Below are 19,280 nucleotides of genomic sequence, written 5' to 3' on the forward strand. Positions count from 1 at the left end.
ATCAGGCGAGATAGCGCATGAGATAGCCTTCCATGGCGTAGAGCGCGCAGAGCGCGAGGCTCGACCAGACGGCGGCGCTGAAATACAGGAACATCCAGGTCAGCTCGCCCTTCCAGTGCGCGATGTCATGGGTCACCACCCAGCGCGTCGAGACGTCATGCAGGCCTTCGAGGAAGCCGAGGAACCTGCCACCCTCTTCATGTCCGGCCCGCCAGCGGCTGAGATACATCGGCACGTCAACGGTCACGAGGAAGGCGAGGAAGCAGGCGATGCCGACGATGCCGGCGGTCAGCGCCCAGCGCACCGGGCCCTGGAATTCCGGCATCAGGCGGCACAGTGCGATGCCGGCGAGGAAGAACGTCACCGCCCACAGCGAATTCTCGATCGCGTTGAACAGGAAGTTGGTGGTGACCACCGCGTACCAGGAGAAGCACTCCGCGATGATGATGATCGGCACGATCACCAGCGCGATGTTCACCGCGGTCTCCGCGCCGGTCATGCGACCGAGCTGATGCAGGATGATCGCCCACTGCGCGGCGAAGCAGACCTCGGCCACGGTCGCGACCGTGCGGCCGATGAAGACACTCGACAGCCAGGTGTCGAACAGGCAGATGCGCTGTACGTCGGCGCGCGGCAACACCGAGCGGAAGGCGCAGCCGAACACATAGCCCGCGCAAAGCAGGAACATGAGCCCGATATCCGAGCCGCCGCCGACGCTGCCCGCGACGGTCGGGTAGAACTCGCGGTACAGCATGAACCAGACGAGAATGTTCGCCGCACTGACAAGCGTCAGGGACCCCCACCACCACGCAAGGGGATTTGACCTTGCCTGCCACTGCAACATGAATCGCTCCGCTGTAGTCAACATGACATCTAACGGTAGCAATTCTGTCATAAATCAGCAGCACGGCGCGACAAAAATCTGCGTGACGGCACTGTCATAATTCGCCTGCGCACTGTCATAATCCGCAGAAGCGCCAGCGTTTTTCGGGCTGATTTCGGGGACGCCATGTCGAGGGCGCCCCCGAATCACGCAAGGCCCTTATTTCTTCAGCCCGCCGACATAGGCCGCAAGCTTGTCCAGCGTCTGATAGCCGTATTCGACGGCGCCGAAGCCGATCATGCCATCGCGCTGCTCGGTGCTCGCTGCCAGCTGCCGCATCATCAGCACGGTCTTGCCGTTGGCCTGCTCGGCAAAGGTGATGGTGAAGCGGAACATGCCGGGGTCATCGTCCTGGTCATCGCCGTGGTACATCTCCATGAACGACGGCCGCTCGATGCGGAGGAAGCGCATGCGGTTCGGATAGACCGTGCCGTCGGGTCCGATCATGTTGAAGCGCCAGACGCCGCCGACGCGCACGTCGATCTCGAAGGTCTCGATCTTGAATCCCTTCGGCCCGAACCATTGCGGCAGATGCTTGGGATCGGACCACGCCTCGAAGACGAGATCGCGCGGCGCATCGATCACGCGCGACATCACGATCTCGCGGTCCATCGACCATTGCGACAGGGCAGCGTTCAACATCACTCAGTACCTTTCCGTTTGCTTGGTTTGTTGGTGGTCTTCTCGGTCATCTCGGCAGATCTCCTGGACGGCCGCTTGGCGGCCGCCCTCTCCTGCTTGAGCTTCAGCACGTAAGCCTCGAAGCGATCGAGCCGCGCCTCCCAGATCGCGCGCTGGTGCTGGAACCAATCTTCCGCACCGACGAGCGCCTCGGGGCTAAGACGGCAGGTGCGAACGCGACCGGACTTTTCCGACTGCACGAGCCCACTCAGCTCCAGCACGTGGATGTGTTTCATGAAGCTCGGCAGCGCCATCTCGAAGGGCTCCGCGAGCTCGCCGACCGAGGCCTCGCCGGCGCACAGCCGCATCACGATGGCCCGCCGCGTAGGGTCGGCGAGCGCTGCGAAGACCTGATCGAGCTGGGATAATTGGTTAGCCATACAGCTAACTATAGAGACACGCCGGTCCGGCGTCAATGATTGTTAGCCCATAAGCTAAGTAATTCTTCCGACATGGAACCCATCACGCGCAATCGTGAATTGGGAGACCGCCCTCGCCTCACTAAAACAGTCAGCGGGGGCGCACATCATCATCGTCAGAGCACGTGCAGCCTATTGTCATCTCACCACAAATCACCCGGCGGGCCCTCGCCGGCGCCGCGCTGGGCTCCTTTGCGGCCGCGCTCGTCCGGCCACGCGGCGCATTGGCGGACTCCGACATGATCGCACAGATGCGCGACATCGTCGCCGCAGAGCTTGCGCCGACCGCAACGCCAGACCATCCCGGCGGTCTTGTCGCCGCGCTCTACGCCGGCCGGCATGTCGAGTTCTTCACCTACGGCTTCGCAGACGACGCCACCAGGCGGCCGGTGACGCCGGACACGTTGTTCAACCTCGCATCCCTGAGAAAACCGTTCGAGGCGACGTTGGTGGCGCTCGGCACGCTCCGCGGCGAGCTGCGGCTCGACGATCCCCTGCCGAAATATCTGCCGGAGCTCGACGGCGACTATATCCGCCGGGTCACCTTGGGCGAGCTCGCGACGCACACCTCGGGGCTATTGCTACCGACCGATCACCCGCCCTGGCCGAACGAGTCCTACTCGCAGGCGCAATTCATCGCGATGCTCAATGCCTTCGCGCCGCCCGCGGGCGTCGCGCCCGGCAAGCAGCGCATCTACAGTCATGCCGGCTATGTGCTGCTTCAGCTCGTGCTCGAGGGCTGCTATCGCGCGCCGGTCGCAAGATTGATCGAGAGCCGCATCCTCACGCCGCTCGGCATGCACGCCACATCCATTCCCGAACGCGGACCGGACAACCGCGCGATCATGGATGACGCTGCCATGCGACGCGTTGTGCAGGGCTATTCCGACCAGGGCACGGCCATCGGCCCGGTCGGCAACCAACAGAGCTATTTCGACTTCCCCGGCACCGGCCAGATGTTCTCGTCCGCACGGGAGCTTGCGACCTTCGTTGCAGCGAACGCTGATGGCCGCTCAATCGATCCGCACCTGCGCGAGGCGCTGCGCATGACACAGCACGAGAGTTTCCACGTCGACCAAAAGTTCGAGCAGGCCACGTTCGGCCAAGCCATGGCCTGGGAGACCGTGCACCTTCCCGGCGTCACCGTCGTCGACAAGCCCGGTGGCCTCAACAACGCCTCTGGCTATATCGGCCTGGTGCCTGCACACCGGATCGGCATCGTGCTGCTCGCCAATCGCCGCGAATATCCGCACGAGATCGCCCGCTACAAGATCCTGCCTGCGCTGGCGCGTCTGCTCGCCTTGCACGGCGCCTGAGCGTCGAAACAGAAAGCCCCGGCCAGGCCGGGGCTTTCCTCACCAAATCGGAACAAGATTCAGCTCAGTATCTGGCGACAACCGGTCCGCCGAACTTGTAGTTCACGCCGACGCGCACGATGTTCGACTTGATGTCAACCGAGTGCGAGTAGACGTTGGTAGGGAAGGCAATGGCCGGCGTGAAAGCGGCCAAATTGGTGCTTGTCGTGCTGGCGCGGCCGAGATCGACATAGAGATATTCGGCCTTGAACGACCAGCCGCCGCCGAAGGCATATTCGGTGCCGGCACCAGCAGTCCAGCCGACGCGGGTATCGCGGATCGCGGCCGACTCGGTTGCTGTTGCGAATGTGTCGGTGAAGTTGAAGTTGCCCTTCACGTCGGCGATCGCCGCGCCGCCCGTGGCGTAAAGCAGCCAGCTCGGCGTGGCGAGGAAGCCGATGCGGCCGCGGATCGTGGCGAGCCAATCGGCCGAGACCTGCGACGACACGGTAAAGGCGGTCGGAGCGCAGCAGGGATAGACCGCCGAGCCCGACGCACTGCCCTTGAAGCCGAAATAGTTGATGTCGCCTTCGAGGCCGAACACCGCCTGATTGACCTGCCAGTTGTAGCCGGCCGTGAAGCCCCCGGTCACGCTGGAGCTGTTGACATTCTGGGCGCCGACCGCGCCGATCGCGGGAACGCTGCTGGTCGCGAAATAGCCGGTCGGCGAAAATACGGTCGATGTCGTCGGATCGGCACTGCCCCACTGCCCGCCGAGATTGGCGCCGACATAGAAGCCGGTCCAGTTGTAGGCCGGCGCCATCATCGGCGCCTTGGTGTATTGTGCCGCGAGGTCGGCGGCCTGCGCGGACGCGGCGCCCAAAACAACCATCGCTGCCGCCAGCAAAAGCTTCTTCATTGCAGTCTCCTTTGCCCCACGCGATCGAAGCCCGCGTTTTTCGAATGCACCGGCGAGGTGTTTCCGGCACGGGTCAGGCATAGGCGGTACACCGCGCAGCGTCTTGGGCTGCCGCGAAGTTCGCTGGGACTGCGACGTAGTATGCGCGCGACGTCGTGCGAACGCATGAGAAGTGTGACCTGGAGGCCACACACCTTTCTTCATCTGTGACGCGCGATGCAGCGCCGTGTCGCATCAGAACAAGACAACGAGAACGCGACTCGGATGAACGCGCCTCAGACCGAGCGCGTCAGCCCGCCGTCGACGCGGATGTTCTGGCCGGTGATATAGGCGGCGCCGTCGGACGCGAGGAACGAGACCGTCGCGGCGATCTCCTCGACCTTGCCGTAGCGCTTCAGCGGCACGCTGTCGCGGCGCGCATCGGTTTGCGGCAGGCTGTCGATCCAGCCGGGCAGCACGTTGTTCATGCGGATGTTGTCGGCCGCATGGGTATCGGTGAAGATTTTCGTGAAGGCGGCAAGACCTGCGCGGAACACGGCCGAGGTCGGAAACATTGCGCTCGGCTCGAACGCCCAGGCGGTCGAGATGTTGATGATGGCGCCGCCCTTCTGCGCCTGCATCACCGGCATCACCAGCCGGGTCGGACGGATCACGTTCAGCAGATACGTGTCGAGGCCGAGGTGCCATTGCTCGTCGGTGATCTCCGTGATCGCCGCGCGCGGGCCGTGGCCGGCACTGTTGACGAGCACGTCGATGCGTCCCCACTTCGCCAGCGCGCCGTCGACGAAGCGCTTCATGTCGTCATTGGACTTGTTCGAGCCGGTCACGCCGAAGCCGCCGAGCTCGGCCGCGAGCGCCTCGCCCTTGCCGGAGGACGACAGGATACCCACGCGGAAGCCATCGGCTGCGAGCCGCCGCGCGGCCCCTGCCCCCATGCCGCTGCCGCCTGCGGTGACGAGTGCGACCTTCTCTGCTGCCATGACCGATCATCCCTGTGATAGCGTTGTGGCGAGCCAAGATTCAGTCTGCCAAGATTCAGTCTGCCAAGGCTCAGCCTGTCGTCAGGCCTTCTACAACTAGACTTGCCCGCAAACCAGACTTGCCCGCAAACCAGACTTGCCGACAAGCCCGCCGCCACGAGGCCACGCAACATGAGCGATTTGCAGATCCGCAATTTGCAGCCCGACGAGATCTCCATCGCGATCGACTGGGCCGCGGCAGAGGGCTGGAATCCCGGCCTGCGCGACGCCGCCTGCTTCGCCATTCCGGACGCGAACGGTTTCTTCGTCGGCGAAATCGACGGCGAGCCCGTCGCGACCGTCTCCTGCGTCAATTACGACGACCGCTTCGCCTTCCTTGGCTTCTACATCGTGCGCGCAGGTTTTCGCGGCAGAGGTCACGGCCTGCGCATCTGGAACGCCGCGATCACGCATGCGGGCTCGCGCGTGATCGGGCTCGACGGCGTGGTGGCGCAGCAGGACAATTACCGAAAATCCGGCTTCCAGCTTGCTTACGCCAATATCCGCTATGGCGGCACCGTTTCCGCACCACCGAAACCGCCGGCCGATGTCGTCGCGCTCGACACGATCCCGTTTGCGGATGTCGAAGCCGATGACGCCACGGTCTTCCCGGCTCGGCGCAGCGCCTTCCTGCGCGCCTGGATCAACACGCCCGGCCATGTCGGCCGCGCGCTGCTGCGCGACGGAAGGCTCGCCGCATGGGGCGTGATCCGGCCCTGCCGGAGCGGCTGCAAGATCGGCCCGCTGGTAGCAGATAACCGCGCTGCGGCGGACACCATCCTCCAGGCGTTGCTGGCGAGCGGCGGAAGCAGCGAGATTGTGCTCGACATCCCCGCGGTGAACCGCGATGCTGTGGCGCTTGCGGAATCCCTTGGCCTAAAGCCGACATTCGAAACGGCACGAATGTACACTGGAGCAGTCCCGTCACTGCGGCTCGACCGCGTGTTCGGCGTAACCAGCTTTGAACTGGGCTAGTACCGACTCTTAATCCGCCGGCTTGAAATTTGTAATCTGTTTCACGCTCCCGCTGCGACGCAGCGGGTATTGGTGTTGTATCCGGCGATTTTGTCGGGCCGCTCGACGATCATTTTTCTGACCATCGATATTTCATGCGAGAGAGGATTTCATGACCGAAGCCAGAAGCAAGGCACGCGCTTCTCATCACACGGCCGACGAGATGCAGCGCCCCACAGTTGCGGTTGCGCTGGTGCTTGCCGTCGTGACGGCCTTCGCCCTTCACGCGCTCGTCGCGGCGCCCACGCTGCGCCAGGCCGCCGAGGCGGAGCTCGCGCGCGTCATTGCGGATGAGGATCGGGATGTCTGCGGCCAGTTCGGGCTGCGCCCTGGCACGTCGTCATTTGTGGCTTGCAGCCGCGAGCTCGCGAATGTCAGGCGGAAGCAGTCCGACCGCGACCAGGCGGCCGCGGCAGGAATTCTGTAACGCAGTCTCTCGCGCGCTACGCTGCTCAGTAGCAGCGCATGATGTTGACGGTGTGCTCGCCACCGCCGCGGCCGGGCACCGTCACGGATTCCGTCGGACAGCTCGGCACATAGGGCCGGTCGGACGGCACGACGTTCGGCGGGAAGCGATGCGACCAGTCCCAGGGAACGTCATAGGTGTAGGTGTAGCGCACGTCGGTAGAGGCCGGCTGCCCGGCATCGACGAAAGGCGGGCTGTAGCCCGCATTGTCGTAGGCGAACGCGCCGCCGCCCGGCCAATAGACCCAGGGCGTGTTGCGGCCGCGGAACCGCGCGCCCGGCGCGATCGGCGGACGTACGGCGGCCGGCGGTGGAGCTGCGGTCACCATGGCATGCGGGGCGGCACCGCCCGGTCGTGCAAAACTGTCGCCGGGGCTAAGGAGCAGCGCGGCTGCGCTGAGCGAGGCGAGCAACGCCCCATTTGATCTGGACATCATGATACGCACCAACTCGTTTGGCTTCGCGAATAGCGGCTCCCCACCGCACGCTAGGCCGGGCTGTCGCCCACCCGCAAACGTATAATTAATTATTGGTTAAGGCACGGGATTAACGGGGAACCGGCTGCGGCAGAACGCCCGGAATCTTCATCCGGCGTCAGGCCTTCGTTCCCGCGAATGCGGCGCGTCAGCGGCCCTGCTGCTTGCGCAGCCAGTCCAGCATGTCCTGCGCATTTCCGCTGCCCTGCGACACGATGGCGGTATTGCCGCCGCTGCGGCGGTAGACGGTGGTGCGGCCCGGCTCCTTGTCGACCTTGACCTCGGCCTGCGCCGGATCGCCGCTTTGCGTGATGATTGCGGTTCCGTTTTCGTCCTGGACCACGGTGGTGTGGCCGTCGCCGGTCTCCCCGGCGCCGGCTGGCGACATCGCAATTGCACTCATGAGGGTCATTCCGGATGCGAGCAGGAGGAACTTCATGTCACACCTCTTCATCTCGATCATCGCCCGAACTGAAATATCGCCGCCCAGTTGAAGCGTCCGAACTGCCTGACCGTTCCCGTGTTCATGTCGCCGACCTGGAGCAGCAGCGCATTGGTCGAATTGCCGACCTGGGTGATGTCGGCGATGTTGCTGACGCCCGATTGGCCGATCAGCGCATTGGTAGTGTTGCCGACCTGAATCAGATCGACATAGTTGTGCATCCCGTTCTGGACAATCGTCGCATCGACCGTGCCGGTCCCGATTTCGATCACTCGCGCGATGTTGATGAGACTGTTCTCGACGATCGTGACCGGCTGCGGGTTGTTGCCGGATTGCACGACCGTCTCGATGCTCACATTCCTGTTGATCCAGGAGAGCGCGGGGCCGGCAATGTTTGGCGATTGCCTGGATCCTGCGGATGCCTCGGACGCAACGCTGATGGCGGCGAGCAACGCCGCCAAGGCCAGAAACCCTCGACCATATCTCATCGCCCTGCCCCATCAGCTCACGGACCGGTCTGGATCACCGTCGACGAGTTGACCGCGCCGAATTGCGCGATGGCTCCTGTATTCATGGCACCGAGCTGCGACACGATGCTCGTCGCCGATTGGCCCGTCTGGCCGACGAAGGCAAGATTGTTCATGCCTGTCTGGCCAACCGACGCCGATGTCGTTCCACCGAATTGCAGGATGCCGGTGGCGTTGTTGCTGCCGTTCTGGGTGACGGTCGCGCTGGGCGTGCCGCCAATCTGGAATACGCCGACCATGTTGAGCGAGCTGCTCTGGTTCACGACCACGGGCGGCCCGTTGATCGAAACGATCGTCTTGATGTCGGCGCCCTGTGCTCGCGCGGGTCCGTTCGCGGTGAAACAGGAGACGAGAACCGCCGTTGCGACGACCAGAAGATGCTTGTTCATCATATGCCTCCACTATATCTGCCGAGTCACCACACGATCCCAGGTCAAGGAGCCTGCTGCAGAATCGTGGAGCCGTTCAGAATGCCAAGCTGGGATACCCCGGCGGCGTTGTTCAAACCGATTTGGCCAATCAAGCTCGTGTTGGCGCCTCCGACTTGGCCAGCCGTAGCGATATTGGTCGCGGTGGCCGTCGTGCCGCCTTGTCCAATCGTCGCCGAATTGACCGAAGACAATGAACCGAGTTGCATGCTCGATGCCTGGTTGAAGGCCCCGAATTGCAGCGTCGTCGCGGTATTGTTCACCGGGCCGGTCTGCGTTGTGGACGAGAGATTTGTCGTACCGAACTGCAACACGCTGATCGTGTTGGCGGCTTTGGCATCGACAGCGGTCAGCGCGCTCAGCGTGACGACGGCCGTGATGAGAAATTTCGTGCGCATGTCATATCCTCCGTAAAATATCAGCCTTCGACCCGCGGCCCCCGCTCAGGCAATCTGATCGCGGTCATTTCGAGCATGCCGTGTCGAGTATCGCCCGGACGCGCCGCTCGATGGACGCGCCCGGGCCGACACCGGGGCTGGCTTAGTGCTGCGTGATGGTGCTGAGGTTGATGCCGCCACCCAACTGCCCAACGCCAGCGGAGTTGTTCGGCGGGAGGCCGAACAGCGTGGACTGGCTGATCCCGCTCGTGTTGTTGCCGGTGGCAACCTGCCCGGTGGTGGCCGAGTTGCCAAAGACGCCAATCTGGGTCACCGAGCTGACGTTGTTGAGCGACGGAGAGGTCGTGCCCTGCATCGTGCTCGCGCTGTTCACGAGGCCGAGTTGGGACGTGGTCGAGGTGTCATTCACGTGGCCCTGCTGGTTCACGGTGGAGCCGTTTGCGAGACCAATCTGCACAGTGGTCGCGGTGTTGGCAGCCTGAGCGGCAGACGACAGGGCGAACACGGCGACGGAAGCGAGGAGCAATTTGCGCATGGAGTATCCCTTTCGGTTCAAGTTGTCTAACCAGTTTACGGATGCCGTCTTGGAGGAGGTCGACATCGTGGGATGACTCTGAACCGATCGTGCTCCGTGCGACAGACTGCAGTTCATGCTAATCGGTAAGGACTAGACTTTGTGCCGCAAGTCGCCGCGCGAAAGCCTAGCTGTGCGGTTGTCCGGCGGCCGCGCGCGCCGCCGCATCGCGCTCCATGTTGTCGACGAGCCGCACCACTTCGATCGGAGAGCGCAATTCCAACTTGCGCATCATCCTGGCGCGATGAACTTTCGCCGTCACTTCGCTCACGCCAAGCCTTGCCGCGATCTGCTTGGCGACGAGCCCCTCGGCCATCAACAGCAAGATCTCGCGCTCCCGCGCCGTCAGCGCCTCGACGCGCTGCCGCGCATCGCGCACGGCGTCTTCGCGATGCATTCGCTTGCGGTCGCGCTCGATGCCGTGCCTGATCGCGTCGAGGATTTCCTGCTCGCGAAAGGGTTTCGGTAGAAACTCGACTGCACCGCGCTTCATGGCCTCGACCGAGACGCGGACGTCGGAATGGCCGCTGATGAAGACGATCGGAATGGATACGCCGGTCTCGGCCAGCCGGCGCTGAAGCTCGAGGCCGGTGGGCGACGTGCCGGGAAAGCGCACGTCGAGCACGAGACAGGATGGCCCGACGGACAACTCCTCCTCGAGGAACTCGTCTGTCGAGGCAAACAGCCTCACCTGATGTCCGGTCTCCTCGCAGAGATTGCCAATCGCGTTTCGTACCTCAATTTCGTCGTCAACGACATAAACTGTGGCTTGATTTGAAATCATTGCAACAGACTCCCGGACTCAACGCTCGATGATCCAGCAACGAGCCATCCATTGTTCTTGCAAGCGATAACAAGGTGCTTGAATGCATGCGCGATGACCTAGCGAATCTCCTCGGTCCGCAGCTCTCACGTCTTAGGGCCAACAGCCCCTCGAGACGAGTGAAGGCGTTCACATATCTGGTTTCGTGATTGAAAGGACCGGGTACCGCCAAAAGCGGCATCACGCCGAGATACCATGTCAGGGATGTGACAGTCCGGCGCTGCAGCCCTGATATCGCCCACTGCGTCATGGCGTCGCCATCCATGCGCCGACGTGAACGCCAACAGTCCGCAAACAGACGGGACGTTCAGTCAGCTGTCGAGTTTCGATACCGCGCGCATCTTTTTGAATACGCCCGGTATGCGTTCCGCGCAAATCACGAAAGGTCGCAGCCCGCGGACTTTACTTCTGGATCATGGAGCGCGCCCGTCCGTCGCCCTAAGAACAGCGACATACTGCCAAGCCACAGATGTCGAATTCGATGAAATACAACCATTACGAGAATACAACCACTGCACGATTTTGAGCTTCTGCCGCCAACGCAATCATTTTCAAGAAGGCGGGTTTTGATATGCGATTTGTGCCAGTTATTGCCTTGCTGGGAACTGCATGCGGCCTCGCCGCGATCTACGCCACGGGACCGGCCGCTATTGCCGGCGCCGCCGGCAGCGCGGCCGACAAGGCCGCGCGTGCCTATGCCTCGACGAAGCGGCTGCTTGTGCCAGCGACAAGCGAAACCCCGACCTTCGGATCGGACGCCCCATTGTTCCGCTATGCCGCGATCCAGCGCGGCAGCATCGAGCAGACCGTCACCGTCACGGGCGCCTTGCAACCCGTCAAGACGATCGAGGTCGGCTCACAATTGTCCGGGCAACTCGCCCGCGTCTATGTCGACTTCAACGATACCGTCAGCAAGGACCAGCCGCTTGCGCTGATCGATCCCCGCAGCTTCGCGGCCAAGGTCGACGAGGCCAAGGCGGCGCTGGCCGTCGCTGATTCCCTCGTTGACATCGAGCGAGCCAAGCTCGATCGCGCCAGAATCGATCTGCAAAACGCCAAGGGCAGCCGGGACGTGCTGGTCGCCAAGCTCGACAGCGCCCAGGCCGTCAAGGCGTCGGCGCAGAAGACCCTGCAACGCAAGCTGGCGCTTCAGTCGCAGAACGTCGTGGCCACGTCCACCGTCGACGATGCGCAGACGGACTTCGCCGCGCGCGTGGCCCAGGAGCGCGAGGCCGAGGTGATGATGTCTCTCAATGCCTATTCGGTGGAAGGCGCACAGGCCGACGTTCGCCGGATCGAGGCCGAGCTCGACCAGGCCAGGATGGCTGTGCCGGAGAAAGCCGCCGTCCTTGCGGCGGCGCAGGCCGATCTGGACCGCACCGTGATCCGCTCGCCGATCGACGGCGTCGTGGTCGGGCGGTTCGTCAATGAAGGCCAGACACTCGCAGTAGGCCTCGAATCCCGCACGACCTTCGTGGTCGCCCACCGCCTCGAGGACATGGAGATCCACGCGCAGGTCGACGAAGCCGACATCGGGCGCATCGCGCCCGGCCAGCGCGCTCACTTCACGGTCGATTCCTATCCCGACCGCCGCTTCGAAGCCGCGGTGCGGCAGGTCCGCAAGGCGCCGCAGAACCAGCAGCACGTCGTCACCTACACGGTCGTCCTGTCGACCTCCAATCTCGACGGCGCGTTGCTTCCGGGCATGACGGCCCTGGTCAAGATCGTGATCGAGCAGCAGGACAACGTGCTGAAAGTTCCTCTCGCGGCGCTACGGTTCCAGCCTTCGGGCGCGCGGACAGACACAGCCCCCGGACGCAGCGGAGTCTGGGTCCGCACCGCCAGCGGCGCACTCCAGCGGGTCCCCGTGACCGTCGGCGCGGCGGGTACGGAACAGGTTGCGCTCAAGAGCGGAGAGCTCGTCGAGGGCAGCCAGGTTGCGGTCGGACAGGCGATCCGGCCTGCCGGCATGGAATTTCTCGGCATCAGGTTCGGATCATGACAACCACCCTGCCCCTTATCAGCCTCCGATCCGTCGGCAGGACGTATCGCACGGACGGAGTCGCGGTCGCGGCGGTACGCAACGTCAGTTTCGACGTCGATCGGGGCGAGATCCTCGCGGTGATGGGGCCGTCCGGCTCCGGCAAGTCCACCTTGATGAACATGATCGGATTGCTCGACCTCCCGAGCGAGGGATCGATCTATCTCGAGGGCACCAACGTTGCCGATCTTTCGGAAGACCGCCGATCGACCTTGCGCGCCCGCAGTATCGGTTTCGTGTTCCAGTCCTACAATCTGCTCGCGCGCCACAACGCGATCGAGAACGTCGCCCTGCCACTGGTCTATTGCGGCGTGGGCCACAAGGAACGCCTCGGCCGCGCCGAGCAGAGCCTGGCGGCTGTCGGCATGCTGCACCGGGCGCATCACTTCCCGCGGCAATTGTCGGGCGGCGAGCAGCAGCGCGTCGCCATCGCGCGCGCGCTGATCGCCTCTCCGCTGATCATCCTCGCAGATGAACCGACCGGCGCGCTCGATAGCCGCACCGGCGCCGAGATCCTTGCGCTGTTTGCCGCGCTCAACCAGCTCGGTCAGACCATCGTGATGATCACGCACGATCCCGGCATTGCGACCAAGTGTCGCCGCACCATCCGCCTGCACGACGGCGAACTCGTCAGCGACGAGACGGTAGTGCCGTTGCTGCCCAAACGGAGCGTCGGGTCATGACGATGTTTCAGGGCTTTCAGATCGCTCTGCACGCCTTGCGGCTGAACCCGTTGCGCAGCTTCCTCACGATGCTCGGCATCGTGATCGGCGTCGCATCGATCGTGACGGTCTTCGCGATTGGCGCGGGCGCGCAGTTGCGCCTCCAGGAGCAGATCCGCTCGATCGGCGCCAACGTGCTGATGATCATACCCGGCGCGGTCTATCAGGGCGGCGTGCGCCTCAAGGACGGCACCAAGCTGACGATGACCGAGAGCGACGTGCAGGCCATCCTCGAGCAAATTCCGGAAATCCAGGCCGCAGCCGGCTCGATCGCCGGAACGGCGCAGGTCATCCACGAGAGCAAGAACTGGAACACGACGATCAACGGCACGACGACCGGGCACTTCATGGTGCGCGACTGGCAACTTTCCTCCGGGCGCTACTTTTCCAGCGCCGAGGAAGCCGCCGCGGGCAAGGTCGTGATCCTCGGCAGCACCGTTGCGCGCGAGCTGTTTGCGCCGGGCGATGATCCCATCGGCGCGCAGATCAGGATCATGAAGGTCCCGCTCGAAGTGGTCGGCGTTCTCGACGCCAAGGGACCTACGCAGGATGACGTCGCCTTCGTCCCCCTCACCACGGCCAAGCTCCGCTTCCTCGGCAGCGCCAGCAACATCAACCGGGATTCGGTCGCCTACATCATTGCCAAGGTGGCCGCCGACGGTCAGATGGCCGGTGCGCGATCCGAAATCGAAAGCCTGCTGCGGCAGCGGCATCGCGTCCCGGCCGGTCAGGAGGACGACTTCAAGGTCCAGGACCCGGCCGCCGCCATGGAAGCGCAGCAGGGAGCGATCCGCACCGTCGCGCTGCTGCTCGTCGCCATCGCCTCGGTCTCGCTGCTGGTCGGCGGCATCAGCATCATGAATGTCATGATCGTGTCGGTGACCGAGCGCACCCGCGAAATCGGCATCCGCCGCGCGCTCGGCGGGCGGATGCGGGACATCCGTCTCCAGTTCCTCTGCGAAGCGCTCGTGCTCTGCCTGCTCGGCGGCGCCATCGGCGTCCTCAGCGGCGTCACGCTGTCGATGACGGTCGCGCGCATGGCCGGCTGGATCACGTCAATCGACGGCGATGCGATTGCCCTGGCCCTCGCCTTCTCAATCGCGACCGGCCTGATCTTTGGTTTCTATCCTGCACACAAGGCGTCCAAGCTCAGTCCAATCGAGGCGCTCAAGACGGAATGAGAACACGCTGGGTTTGCCGCGACATCAAACCAGAGGCCTGGGAGGAGCAAGTCATGAGCCCGGATTCGACAGATTTGATTACGCCGACGCCGCGTGAGCGTGAGCTGATGATGCTCATTGCGCGCGGACTGCAAAACAAGAACATCGCCTACGAGCTCAAGATCTCGGAGAACACGGTGCGGGCGCATATCGGCAACATCATGCGCAAATACCGCCTCCATAACCGAACCCAGATCGCGATCGTCTATGCCCTCAAGGCGGCCCCGCTTTCACCACGGCGCGATCCAGCCGGGAACGGAGCCAGCCCGACGAAGGTCAAGCCGGTCCAGACGCTCGCACAAGCTCCGCTGGCGCCGACCGTGCCGGAATGACCGTCGCGGCCACAATCCCTTGCGTGACCCGTCGGGCAAGACACCGAAGCCCGGGGTCAAGAGCATGGCGACAAAATATTTCTCTTTATTCGAATTCGGAATTTTGTTAGACAATGATCACTTCGGCCCAAGGAAGAGGGGCGTATCGCGATCGTCACGACGCGGGCACCCGGTCTTCCCTGCGCCCTCTTTCAATGGAGGGTGAGGCGATGAAAGCAAAGCTCGGGCGAACAGCCGCGAGAACGCGAAGGTGTGTCTACGGGGGCGTAGGATGGGTAGAGCACTTGCGAAACCCATCATGTTTCCGCGCGGAGAAAGCGCTGATGGGTTTCGCTTCGCTCTACCCATCCTACACCTCCGTCATTGAGAGGAGCTCTTGCGACGAAGCAATCCAGGATCTGTCCGCGGAAAGACTCTGATTGCTCCGCTACGCTCGCAATGACGATGTTGCGACAGTTGTGCGCCCACACCACCCTTTCTTCACCCCGCAATGACAAATGCGTGGACGCCGGGCCACCTCCCCGTCACTTCTGCATGCCAATCCGCTTCTGTAACAAAACTGTCATACAGCAAAACTAAACGATTGCCGGGGGCCGCGGTTCGGCGGCCAAGCCGCCTTACCGCTAGGAGATTACGATGCGCCGTTCACTGGTGTTGCTGTCAGCCGGACTGACAGTGCTGTCCACCGGATTTGCCTCCGCCCAGAATAACACGCCCCGCAACCTGATCCTGTTCATCCCCGACGGGCTGCGCGCGCTGAAGATCACCCCCGAAACCGCACCGGCAATGGCCGAGGTCCGCGACAAGGGCGTCAATTTCAAGAACTCGCATTCGCTGTTCCCGACCTTCACCATGGCCAATGGCTCGGCGATGTCGACCGGCCATTATCTCGGCGACACCGGCGTGTTCTCCAACACGATCTGGACCAACTACACCTCGGTCCCTGCCGGCGACACCGTGGTCCCCTTCATCGAGAACGACTCCGTGCTCGGCGACATCGACGAGCATTTCAAGGGCGACTATCTCAACGAAGAGACCGTGTTGAAGATGGCCCGCGACAAGGGCCTGAGCACGGCCGCGATCGGCAAGGTCGGCCCGACCTATCAGTGGGACCACACCGACAAGCCCGAGAAGCCGGGCAAGCACTCGATCGTCATCGACGACGCCACCGGCAGCAAGGCCGGCGTGGCGCTCTCGGACGAGATGAAGGACGCGCTGACCAAGGCCGGTCTCGCCCTCACCGCCCCCGGCCGCGGCGACAACGGCAAGGCGGGCGACGCCAAGACGCCCGGCACCACCACGGCCAACGTGGTGCAGCAGGCCTATTTCGCCGACGTCGCCACCAAGGTGGTGCTGCCGATGTTCAAGGCGCGCAACAAGCCGTTCGTGCTGGTGTTCTGGTCGCGCGATCCCGACGGCACCCAGCATAACCAAGGCGACAGCCTCAACCAGATCCTGCCGGGCATCAACGGCCCGAGCACGATGGCGAGCATCAGGAACGTCGACAACAACCTCGCCCAGATCCGCAAGGCACTGGACGAGCTTGGCCTCGCCGCCAACACCAACATCATGATCCAGGCCGACCACGGCTTCTCGACCATCTCCAAGGAGAGCAAGACCAGCCCCTCGGCCAAGCTCAGCTATGACGACACGCCGAAGGACTTTTTGCCGATGGGCTTCCTCGCCCTCGATCTGGCCAAGGCGCTCGACTTGCCGCTGTTCGACCCCAACGACAAGAACGCGGCCGTCACCGGCAATGCCCATCCGAAGGCCGGCAACGGCGTGCTCGGCAAGGATCCGACCAAGCCCGACCTCGTCGTCGCCACCAATGGCGGCTCGGACCTGATCTACCTGCCGAACAAGGACAAGAAGCTGGCGGCCAAGACCATCAAGGCGCTGATGGAGCAGGACTACATCTCCGGCCTGTTCGTCGACGACCAGCTCGGCCGCTTCCCCGGCACGCTGCCGCTGTCGAGCATCAATCTGCGCGGCAAGGCGGCGACACCGACGCCGGCGATCGTGGTCAACTTCCGCTCCTATGCCAGCGAGTGCGGCGAGGCGCCGACCAACTGCTCGGTGCAGGTCGCCGACACCGTGCTGCGTCAGGGTCAGGGCATGCACGGCAGCTTCAGCCGTGGTGACACCTACAACTTCATGGCCGCGATCGGTCCGGACTTCAAAGCCGGCTTCGTCGACGAGCTGCCGGTCAGCAATGCCGACGTCGGCATGACTGCCGCTCAACTCCTCGGCCTGCGCGGCTCGGAGAATGGCGGCCTGGTCGGCCGTGTGATGTCTGAAGCGCTGCCCAACGGCATCGTGCCGAAGGCATTCAAGGCCGTGGAGAAGTCGAAGAAGAAGTCCGAGAATGGTCTCGAGACCGTGCTCAACGTCCAGCGCGTCGGTAGCCAGCGCTATTTCGACGCCGCCGGATTCCCCGGCCGCACGCTGGGCCTCGAGCCGGAAGCCGGCAAACAAAAAACGGCGGGGAAATAACCCCGCCGCTGTCTCTCGCGCCTCGAAAGGGGCGCGAGAATATCTCCGATGTTACGTGCCCGGATCTTTACATTCCGATGTCGAACACGTTCGGCAATTGGCCCGCCAGAGGCAGCGCGGTGGCGCCCAGGAAGGTCGCCACCATCGCCATCAGACGACGGTTGTTGTGGCGCTTGCCGCGCATCTGGCCGGCGATCCACTCCAACATCTCGCTGTTGACCTTGGACGCATAAGACGGCGCCCAGCTCTCGATGTCCTGCGCCAGCGCGACGTTGCGCGGCGGGACCTTCAGGCCGGAGGCGCTCGCGGCGTAATGGGCCACCGCCTTGGTCAGCAAATCGTCGAACCGGCCGCCGTCGGTGCGCTCGGTCGCAGCTTCGTTGATCTCGAACAGCGCTTCGGCTTCGGCGCGGCTGATCGGCTGGTCGTTGACGGCGGTCGCGGTCAGGATACGAGCACACCAGGCGGTGTCATCGGCATCGAGCGAGCGGGAAAAATGCACCCGCCCCTTGGTGGTCGGGCCTTCGCCCGTGATCACGCCATCGCGCACGACAGAGAGTGCATGGGCCGCGGTATCGCGGCAGGACGGTTCGAGGGACGGCGCTTCAACGGACTTTTGAGCGGACTTGGGCAGTGCGGCGGACATAGTTCACTTCCAGATTTCTTCTGATCGACCAGCATTTTCATGCGGGCGTAAAGGGGTGGTTAATGATTCGATATGGGGATCGCGACTTTTCTCAATGGTTGCCGATTAGTCGCTACGAGGACCGTTTCGGTTCCGGAGAGCGTCGGGCGGGCGTGATGCGGGTCATAAAAGGCTTTATCGGGGCAATCCAGACCGTGAAGCCCCGGTGGAGATGTTTCGCCGCAGCTGCCGCCGTAACAAAAATGTGCTGACAAATCAGCCCTTCAGAGGAAGAATTCACATTTTACTTGAAGCAGTTCAGTTGCCGTTCACTTGGGATCATCAAGCCCCTATACTTCCGGCGACGGCCAGGCTGGAATTTCTGTGTAAATTCAACGCGATGAGGTAGAACCATGACACTCCCGATCGGCACCACCGCCCCCGACTTCGAAGCCGAGACCACCGAAGGGAAGATCAAGTTCCACGACTGGATCGGCAACAGCTGGGCTCTGCTGTTCTCGCACCCGAAGGATTTCACGCCGGTTTGCACGACCGAGCTCGGCGCTCTCGCCAAGCTGAAGCCGGAGTTCGACAAGCGCGGCGTCAAGCTGATGGGCCTCTCGGTCGATCCTGTCGACCGCCACTCGAAGTGGTCGGAGGACATCAAGGAGACGCAAGGTGCTGCGCCGAACTACCCGATGATCGGCGACACCGATTTCAACGTCTCGAAGCTCTACGGCATGCTGCCGGCTTCGACCTCGGGTGATCCCCTCACCCGCACGCCGGCCGACAACCAGACCGTCCGCAACGTCTTCATCATCGGGCCGGACAAGAAGATCAAGCTCGTGCTGGTCTATCCGATGACGACGGGTCGGAACTTCCAGGAGATCCTGCGCGTGATCGACTCGCTCCAGCTCACCGCGAAGCATCGCGTCGCGACGCCGGCCGACTGGTCGCAGGGCGAGGACGTGATCATCGCGGGCTCGGTTTCCAACGACGAGGCCAAGACGATCTATCCGCAGGGCTGGAAAGAGCCGAAGCCCTACATCCGCATCGTGCCGCAGCCGAAGTAACGGCTTATCCGGTCACACGATCCGCCACCAACAGACCCGCGGTCGACGAGACCGCGGTCACCACCGCGCCCCAGCCGATGTCGAGGAACGCGACCGGCCAGCTCCAGTGCTTCAGGAGCGCGAGCGCAGTGAGATCGAACGTCGCGTAGCAAAACAGCCCGAACAAGGCGCCATAGAGCAGCGTCGATTGCCACGTTGCGCCAACTGAGCCGCTGACGAAGATCAAAACGCCGCCGACATAGAGCAGATAGAACAGGATCGCCGGCAAAGGCTTCAGCTCGCCCAGCATGTCGCCAACCTCAGCGGTGAAGAAGCCTTTGGCGACCAGCCCCAGGAACAGGAAATCCAGCCCGGTCAGGATGACGAGGGTTGCGAGATAGAGCACGACAAGGCGGTTCACTGGCGGCCTCC

General features: G+C 63.3%; 23 protein-coding genes. 9 read left to right on the plus strand and 14 right to left on the minus strand.

Annotated features, from left to right (window positions below):
• Position 1 precedes the first annotated feature (1 nt).
• From NLM32_RS28390 to NLM32_RS28400, 3 genes are all read right to left on the minus strand, one after another.
• The gene (locus tag NLM32_RS28390; RefSeq protein ID WP_254132101.1) at positions 2-844 is read right to left on the minus strand and encodes a hypothetical protein; all 843 of its coding nucleotides are present in this window, start codon (positions 842-844) and stop codon (positions 2-4) included.
• A gap of 198 nt (positions 845-1,042) precedes the next feature.
• Entirely contained in the window at positions 1,043-1,525 is a 483-nt protein-coding gene (locus NLM32_RS28395; RefSeq protein WP_254132102.1) for an SRPBCC family protein, read from the minus strand.
• Entirely contained in the window at positions 1,525-1,944 is a 420-nt protein-coding gene (locus tag NLM32_RS28400; RefSeq protein ID WP_254132103.1) for a helix-turn-helix transcriptional regulator, read from the minus strand. The genes NLM32_RS28395 and NLM32_RS28400 overlap by 1 nt, the downstream gene beginning before the upstream one ends.
• A 278-nt stretch (positions 1,945-2,222) precedes the next feature.
• On the opposite strand from NLM32_RS28400, the gene NLM32_RS28405 reads away from it, so the two are divergent.
• Entirely contained in the window at positions 2,223-3,299 is a 1,077-nt protein-coding gene (locus NLM32_RS28405; RefSeq protein ID WP_254135439.1) for a serine hydrolase, read from the plus strand.
• A 64-nt stretch (positions 3,300-3,363) separates the two neighbouring features.
• Here NLM32_RS28405 and NLM32_RS28410 read toward each other — a convergent pair whose 3' ends face one another.
• Positions 3,364-4,197 (minus strand): outer membrane protein, encoded by an 834-nt coding sequence (locus NLM32_RS28410; RefSeq protein ID WP_254132104.1) that lies wholly within the window; start codon positions 4,195-4,197, stop codon positions 3,364-3,366.
• Between the two features lie 275 nt (positions 4,198-4,472).
• On the minus strand, positions 4,473-5,177 hold the full coding sequence (locus tag NLM32_RS28415) for an SDR family oxidoreductase (RefSeq protein ID WP_254132105.1): 705 nt from the start codon (positions 5,175-5,177) through the stop codon (positions 4,473-4,475).
• Positions 5,178-5,348: 171 nt separating this feature from the next.
• Between NLM32_RS28415 and NLM32_RS28420 the strand changes: the two genes are divergently transcribed.
• Together NLM32_RS28420 and NLM32_RS28425 are read left to right on the plus strand one after the other, a co-directional pair.
• A complete protein-coding gene (locus NLM32_RS28420) occupies positions 5,349-6,191 on the plus strand; it encodes a GNAT family N-acetyltransferase (RefSeq protein WP_254132106.1) in 843 nt (280 codons plus the stop codon).
• 151 nt (positions 6,192-6,342) lie between these two features.
• A complete protein-coding gene (locus NLM32_RS28425) occupies positions 6,343-6,657 on the plus strand; it encodes a hypothetical protein (protein WP_254132107.1) in 315 nt (104 codons plus the stop codon).
• Between the two features lie 25 nt (positions 6,658-6,682).
• Here NLM32_RS28425 and NLM32_RS28430 read toward each other — a convergent pair whose 3' ends face one another.
• The 7 genes from NLM32_RS28430 to NLM32_RS28460 all read right to left on the minus strand — a co-directional run bounded on the left by NLM32_RS28430 (position 6,683) and on the right by NLM32_RS28460 (position 10,324).
• Complete coding sequence (locus tag NLM32_RS28430; RefSeq protein ID WP_254132108.1) at positions 6,683-7,132, minus strand: hypothetical protein; 450 nt, start codon at positions 7,130-7,132, stop codon at positions 6,683-6,685.
• Positions 7,133-7,319: 187 nt separating this feature from the next.
• Entirely contained in the window at positions 7,320-7,610 is a 291-nt protein-coding gene (locus tag NLM32_RS28435; RefSeq protein WP_254132109.1) for a hypothetical protein, read from the minus strand.
• A 20-nt stretch (positions 7,611-7,630) separates the two neighbouring features.
• Positions 7,631-7,969: a curlin gene (locus NLM32_RS46150; protein ID WP_254132110.1), complete on the minus strand. Its 339-nt coding sequence runs from the start codon at positions 7,967-7,969 to the stop codon at positions 7,631-7,633.
• A gap of 149 nt (positions 7,970-8,118) precedes the next feature.
• A complete protein-coding gene (locus tag NLM32_RS28445; RefSeq protein ID WP_254132111.1) occupies positions 8,119-8,529 on the minus strand; it encodes a curlin in 411 nt (136 codons plus the stop codon).
• A gap of 44 nt (positions 8,530-8,573) precedes the next feature.
• Positions 8,574-8,966 carry a curlin gene (locus tag NLM32_RS28450; protein ID WP_254132112.1) on the minus strand — a complete coding sequence of 131 codons (393 nt, stop codon included), beginning with the start codon at positions 8,964-8,966 and terminating at the stop codon, positions 8,574-8,576.
• Between the two features lie 142 nt (positions 8,967-9,108).
• A complete protein-coding gene (locus NLM32_RS28455) occupies positions 9,109-9,501 on the minus strand; it encodes a curlin subunit CsgB (protein ID WP_254132113.1) in 393 nt (130 codons plus the stop codon).
• Positions 9,502-9,667: 166 nt separating this feature from the next.
• Positions 9,668-10,324 carry a response regulator transcription factor gene (locus NLM32_RS28460; protein ID WP_254132114.1) on the minus strand — a complete coding sequence of 219 codons (657 nt, stop codon included), beginning with the start codon at positions 10,322-10,324 and terminating at the stop codon, positions 9,668-9,670.
• A gap of 610 nt (positions 10,325-10,934) precedes the next feature.
• Here NLM32_RS28460 and NLM32_RS28465 point away from each other — a divergent pair.
• The 5 genes from NLM32_RS28465 to NLM32_RS28485 all read left to right on the plus strand — a co-directional run bounded on the left by NLM32_RS28465 (position 10,935) and on the right by NLM32_RS28485 (position 17,171).
• Entirely contained in the window at positions 10,935-12,365 is a 1,431-nt protein-coding gene (locus NLM32_RS28465; protein WP_309143704.1) for an efflux RND transporter periplasmic adaptor subunit, read from the plus strand.
• Complete coding sequence (locus tag NLM32_RS28470; RefSeq protein WP_254132116.1) at positions 12,362-13,087, plus strand: ABC transporter ATP-binding protein; 726 nt, start codon at positions 12,362-12,364, stop codon at positions 13,085-13,087. Before NLM32_RS28465 ends, NLM32_RS28470 begins: the two co-directional genes overlap by 4 nt.
• Entirely contained in the window at positions 13,084-14,307 is a 1,224-nt protein-coding gene (locus NLM32_RS28475) for an ABC transporter permease (protein ID WP_254132117.1), read from the plus strand. The genes NLM32_RS28470 and NLM32_RS28475 overlap by 4 nt, the downstream gene beginning before the upstream one ends.
• A gap of 53 nt (positions 14,308-14,360) precedes the next feature.
• The gene (locus NLM32_RS28480) at positions 14,361-14,678 is read left to right on the plus strand and encodes a response regulator transcription factor (protein ID WP_254132118.1); all 318 of its coding nucleotides are present in this window, start codon (positions 14,361-14,363) and stop codon (positions 14,676-14,678) included.
• 636 nt (positions 14,679-15,314) lie between these two features.
• Positions 15,315-17,171 carry an alkaline phosphatase family protein gene (locus NLM32_RS28485; protein ID WP_254132119.1) on the plus strand — a complete coding sequence of 619 codons (1,857 nt, stop codon included), beginning with the start codon at positions 15,315-15,317 and terminating at the stop codon, positions 17,169-17,171.
• A gap of 67 nt (positions 17,172-17,238) precedes the next feature.
• Here NLM32_RS28485 and NLM32_RS28490 read toward each other — a convergent pair whose 3' ends face one another.
• A complete protein-coding gene (locus tag NLM32_RS28490; protein WP_254132120.1) occupies positions 17,239-17,817 on the minus strand; it encodes a hypothetical protein in 579 nt (192 codons plus the stop codon).
• A 392-nt stretch (positions 17,818-18,209) separates the two neighbouring features.
• Between NLM32_RS28490 and NLM32_RS28495 the strand changes: the two genes are divergently transcribed.
• Positions 18,210-18,869 (plus strand): peroxiredoxin, encoded by a 660-nt coding sequence (locus tag NLM32_RS28495; protein ID WP_148777002.1) that lies wholly within the window; start codon positions 18,210-18,212, stop codon positions 18,867-18,869.
• Positions 18,870-18,873: 4 nt separating this feature from the next.
• Here NLM32_RS28495 and NLM32_RS28500 read toward each other — a convergent pair whose 3' ends face one another.
• Positions 18,874-19,269 carry a DUF2177 family protein gene (locus NLM32_RS28500; RefSeq protein ID WP_254132121.1) on the minus strand — a complete coding sequence of 132 codons (396 nt, stop codon included), beginning with the start codon at positions 19,267-19,269 and terminating at the stop codon, positions 18,874-18,876.
• Positions 19,270-19,280: the final 11 nt, after the last annotated feature.

The organism is Bradyrhizobium sp. CCGUVB14, from assembly GCF_024199935.1.
GTDB lineage: Bacteria > Pseudomonadota > Alphaproteobacteria > Rhizobiales > Xanthobacteraceae > Bradyrhizobium.